The sequence below is a fragment of the Micromonospora matsumotoense genome (assembly GCF_900091525.1).
Classification (GTDB): domain Bacteria; phylum Actinomycetota; class Actinomycetes; order Mycobacteriales; family Micromonosporaceae; genus Micromonospora; species Micromonospora matsumotoensis.
This window is the reverse complement of record NZ_FMCU01000052.1, coordinates 1-4,973: the sequence shown is the minus strand read 5'-3', so window position 1 is coordinate 4,973 and position 4,973 is coordinate 1. Positions and strand designations below refer to the sequence as shown.

Annotated in this window: 2 protein-coding genes; both read left to right on the top strand. The window is 74.8% G+C overall.

Annotated elements, in window-relative coordinates; genetic code table 11:
- Nucleotides 1-3,374 (top strand): SDR family NAD(P)-dependent oxidoreductase (locus GA0070216_RS33490; RefSeq protein ID WP_141723309.1); only part of this gene is annotated, 3,374 nt, incomplete at its 5' end.
- Nucleotides 3,375-3,420: 46 nt separating this feature from the next.
- The coding region (locus GA0070216_RS33485) for a type I polyketide synthase (protein WP_176739278.1) at nt 3,421-4,973 on the top strand (1,553 nt) is incomplete at its 3' end.

Sequence of the window (4,973 nt, the reverse complement as noted above, 5' to 3'; positions counted from 1 at the left end):
TGGCGATCGCCGCGCCGTTGGCGGAGTTGGATCTCGGCGACGTCGATGTGGCGGCGGTGAATGGTCCCCGGGCGGTGGTGGTGTCCGGCACGGAGGAGCAGATCGCCGCTCTGGAGGCATCGCTGGAGGTGAAGACGCGTCGGTTGCGGGTGTCGCACGCGTTCCATTCGCATCTGATGGACCCGATGCTGGCCGAGTACGGGCGGGTTCTCAATGGGGTGACCGCCGCTCCGGCGACGATTCCGTTGGTGTCGACCGCCATCGGTGACCTGGCGGGTGACGACCAGCTCGGTTCGGCCGGGTACTGGCAGGGGCAGGTGCGGGGGACGGTCCGGTTCGCCGATGCGGTGGCGGCGTTGGCGGCCCGGGGAGTGACCCGGTTCATCGAGATCGGGCCGGACAGTGTGCTCACCGCGATGGTCGCCGACTGCGTCGAGGACGCGGTGGCGATCCCGTTGCAGCGACGTCACCGGGGACAGGCGCACGACCCGGCGTCAGGGCACGACGACGGCCAGGTGCAGGCCTACGCCACCGGGATGGCGCAGGCGTGGATCAGCGGGTGCGCGCTGGACTGGGCGGCGGTGAACCCGGGTGGTCGGCAGGTCGACCTGCCCACCTACGCCTTCCAGCACCAGCGCTACTGGCTCGACGTGCCCCCCGGTGCCGGCGACACCACCGGACTCGGCCAGCTACCCGCCGAACACCCGATGCTCGGTGCGGTCGTCGACCTGCCCGGCACCGGCGGCGTGGTGCTCACCGGCCGGCTCTCCCGCACCGTCCAGCCGTGGCTCGCCGACCACGCGGTGTTCGACACCGTGCTCGTCCCGGGCACCGGACTGGTCGAACTCGCCCTGCGCGCCGGGGACCAGGTCGGCTGCCCCGTACTCGACGAGTTGACCATCAGCGCGCCGCTGGTGCTGCCGACCGACGGCGGCCTGGCCCTGCGGGTCACCGTCGACGCCGCCGACGACAGCGGCGTGCGTACCCTCGGCATCTGGAGCCGGGCCGACGACGCGGCCGACGGCACCGACTGGACCCGGCACGCCGAAGGGGTCCTGGTCCGGCAGGCCGGGGCCGACCCGGCCGCCGCCGACCTCACCGAGTGGCCGCCCGCCGGGGCCGAACCGGTCGACCTCGACGGCCTCTACGACCGGCTGCGCAACCAGGGTTACGGCTACGGGCCGGTGTTCCAGGGGCTGCGCGCGGTATGGCGGCGCGGTGACGGCGACGCTGCCGAGATCTGGGCCGAGGCGGCGCTGCCCGAGGTGGCCGCCACCGACGCGCCCCGGTTCCTGCTGCACCCGGCGTTGCTCGACGCGGCCCTGCACGCCAACCTCGTCGACGAGGGCGCGGACGACACCCCGCTGCCGTTCTCCTGGCGCGGGGTCACCCTGCACGCCGCGCACGCCGCGAGCCTGCGCATCCGGATCTCCCCGGCCACCGGCGACAAGCTGGCCGTGACCGTCGCCGACGGCCACGGCAACCCGGTCGCGACCATCGACCAGATGGTGGTCCGACCGGTCGCCGCCGACGCGCTCGACGCCGCCGCCCGCAGCCAGCACCGCCACCTGTACGAGGTGCAGTGGCAGCCGGTCCCCACCCCGGACGCCGTCGCCGACGGCTGGACCCTGGTCGACGTCGATGCGGAGCTGCCCGATCCGGCCCCCGACACCGTCGTGGTCACCCTCGACCCGCCCGGCACCCCGCCGGCCGCCGTGCACGAGGCCACCGCACGCCTGCTGGGGCTGCTGCGCCGCTGGCTCACCCACCCGGGGTACGCCCACAGCACGCTGGCGTTGCTCACCCGGGACGCGGTCGGGGCCGGCGACACCCCGGTCGACCCGGCCTCCGCAGCCCTCTGGGGGCTGGTCCGGGCCGCCGAGGCCGAACACCCCGGCCGGTTCGTGCTGGTCGACGTCGACCGGGTGGACCCCGGCGGAGCCGGCACCGCACACCTCGCGGCGGCCCTGGCCACCGGTGAACCCGAGGTGGCCGTCCGGGACGGACAGCTGCTGGTGCCCCGGCTGGCCCGGCTGGCCGTCGACACCGCCGTGGACAGCCCGTGGCCCGTCGACGGCACCGTCCTGATCACGGGTGGACTCGGCGGGTTGGGCAGCCTCGTCGCCCGGCACCTGGTCACCCGGCACGGCGTACGCCGGCTGCTGTTGACCGGGCGCAGCGGCGCGGCCACGCCCGGCGCGGCGGACCTGGTCGCGGACCTCACCGCCGCCGGTGCCGACGTGACGGTCGCCGCCTGCGACGTCGCCGACCGGGACGCGGTCGCCGCCCTGCTCGCCGACCGCCCGCTCGGGGCGGTGGTGCACGCCGCCGGCACCGCCGAGAACGCGCTGGTCGACGCCCTCACCCCCGACCAGCTGCACCGGGTGCTGCGGCCCAAGGTGGACGCCGCCTGGCACCTGCACGACCTCACCCGCGACCACGACCTGACCGCCTTCGTGCTCTTCTCCTCGTCGGCGGGTTGGGCGGCCGGCGCCGGGCAGGCCAACTACGCCGCCGCGAACCTCTTCCTCGACGCGCTCGCCCAACGCCGCCGCGCCGACGGGCTGCCCGCGACCTCGCTGGCCTTCGGCCTCTGGGCCACCGGCACCGGGATGGGCGGTCACCTCGACGACGCCGACCTGCACCGGATGCGCCGGCTCGGGATGCCCGCGATGAGCACCGACGAAGGGCTGGAGCTGTTCGACGCGGCCGTCGCCGCCGGCCGGGCCACCGTCGTACCGGTGCGGGTCGACCTGGACGCGCTGCGGCGGCGCACCGATGCGCTCCCCGCCGTGCTGCGCGGCCTGGTCCGCACCCCGGCCCGGCCCACCGCCAGCGCCACCGGCGCGACGGCCGGCGGCCCGCCGCTGGCGCAGCGGCTCGCCGGTCTCTCCGATGCCGACCGGGAAACCGTGCTGCTCGACCTGGTCCGCACGCACACCGCCGCCGTGCTCGGTTTTCCCGGCCCGGCCTCGGTGGAACCCGGCCGGGCGTTCAAGGATCTCGGTTTCGACTCCCTCGCCGCCGTCGAGTTCCGCAACGTGCTCAGCACCGTCACCGGGCTGCGGCTGCCCGCCACCCTCGTCTTCGACCACCCGGAACCCACCGCCCTGGCCCGCGCGCTCAAGGCCGAACTGGTGGTGCCCGACGCCGACCCGGCCGGTGCGGTGCTCGCCGACCTCGACCGGCTGGAGAAGGCCCTGGCCGAGGTGCCCGGCGACGAGTACGCCCGGCTGACCGCCCGGCTGGAGGCGGTGCTGCGCGGCTGGCAGGACCGGGCCGGCCGCCCCGACGACGACACCCCGCACGACTACGAGTCCGCTACCGACGAGGAACTGTTCGACGTGCTGGAGAACGAGCTCGGCATCTCCTGACGGCAGTCTCGACGAACCTCCGGCGCGGGAAAGATTGGTGTGAACGATGGCGAACGACGACAAGCTCCGGACCTTCCTCAAGCGCGCCACCGCCGAACTGCAACAGGCCAACCGGCGGCTGCGTGAGGTGGAGGGTCGGGACCAGGAGCCGATCGCGATCGTCGGCATGGGCTGCCGCTACCCCGGCGGGGTCCGGTCACCGGAGGACCTGTGGCGGCTCGTCGCCGACGGCACCGACGCCATCTCCGGCTTCCCCACCGACCGGGGCTGGGACGTCGACGGCGTCTACGACCCGGAGCCCGGCAAGCCCGGCAAGAGCTACACCCGGCAGGGCGGCTTCCTCCACGACGCCGCCGACTTCGACCCGGGCTTCTTCGGGATGAGCCCCCGGGACGCGGTCGAGACGGACCCGCAGCAGCGGTTGCTGCTGGAGGCGTCCTGGGAGGCGTTCGAGCACGGCGGCATCGATCCGGTCGCCATGAAGGGCAGCGCCACCGGCGTGTTCGTCGGGGTGATGCACCACGACTACGTCGACAGCACCACCTCCGGCAGCCTCGTCTCCGGCCGGGTCGCCTACCACCTGGGCCTGGAGGGGCCGGCGATCACCGTCGACACCGCCTGCTCGTCGTCGTCGGTGGCGATGCACCTGGCCTGCCAGTCGCTGCGCAAGGAGGAGTGCAGCCTGGCCCTGGCCGGTGGGGTCGCGGTGATGGCCACCCCGCAGCTCTTCGTCGAGTTCAGCAAGCAGCGCGCCCTGTCCCCGGACGGCCGGTGCCGCTCCTTCGGTGACGGTGCCGACGGCGCGGCCTGGTCCGAGGGTGTCGGGGTGCTGGTGCTGGAGCGGCTCTCCGACGCCCAGCGCCACGGGCACCGGGTGTACGGGGTGATCCGGGGTTCGGCGGTGAACCAGGACGGGGCGTCGAACGGGTTGACCGCGCCGAACGGGCCGGCCCAGCAGCGGGTGATCCGGGCGGCGCTGGCCAACGCCCGGCTCTCCGTCGCCGACGTGGACGTGGTCGAGGCGCACGGCACCGGCACCACGCTGGGTGACCCGATCGAGGCGCAGGCGGTGCTCGCCACCTACGGCCGGGACCGGGACCGGGACCGGCCACTCTTCCTCGGCTCGATCAAGTCGAACATCGGGCACGCCCAGGCCGCCGCCGGGGTCGCCGGGGTGATCAAGATGGTGATGGCGATGCGGTACGGGACGTTGCCGCGCACCCTGCACGCCGAGACGCCGTCGCGGCAGGTCGACTGGGACGCCGGGGACGTCCGGCTGCTCACCGAGCCGGTCGCCTGGCCGGTGGTGGACCGGCCGCGCCGGGCCGCGGTGTCGTCGTTCGGGATCAGCGGCACCAACGTGCACCTCATCGTCGAGCAGGCGCCGGCCGTCGAGGACGTCCCGCCGGGGGCGACCCCGCCGGTCACCCTCTGGCCGGTGTCGGGACGCTCGCCCGAGGGACTCGCCCGCCAGGCCGCCCGCATCGCGGAGTACGCCGCCGGCACCGACGCGCGTCCGGTGGATGTCGGGTTCTCGTTGGGTGCGGGCCGGGCCGGGTTGGAGTTCCGGGGCGTGGCGGTCGGTCGGGAGACGGCTGA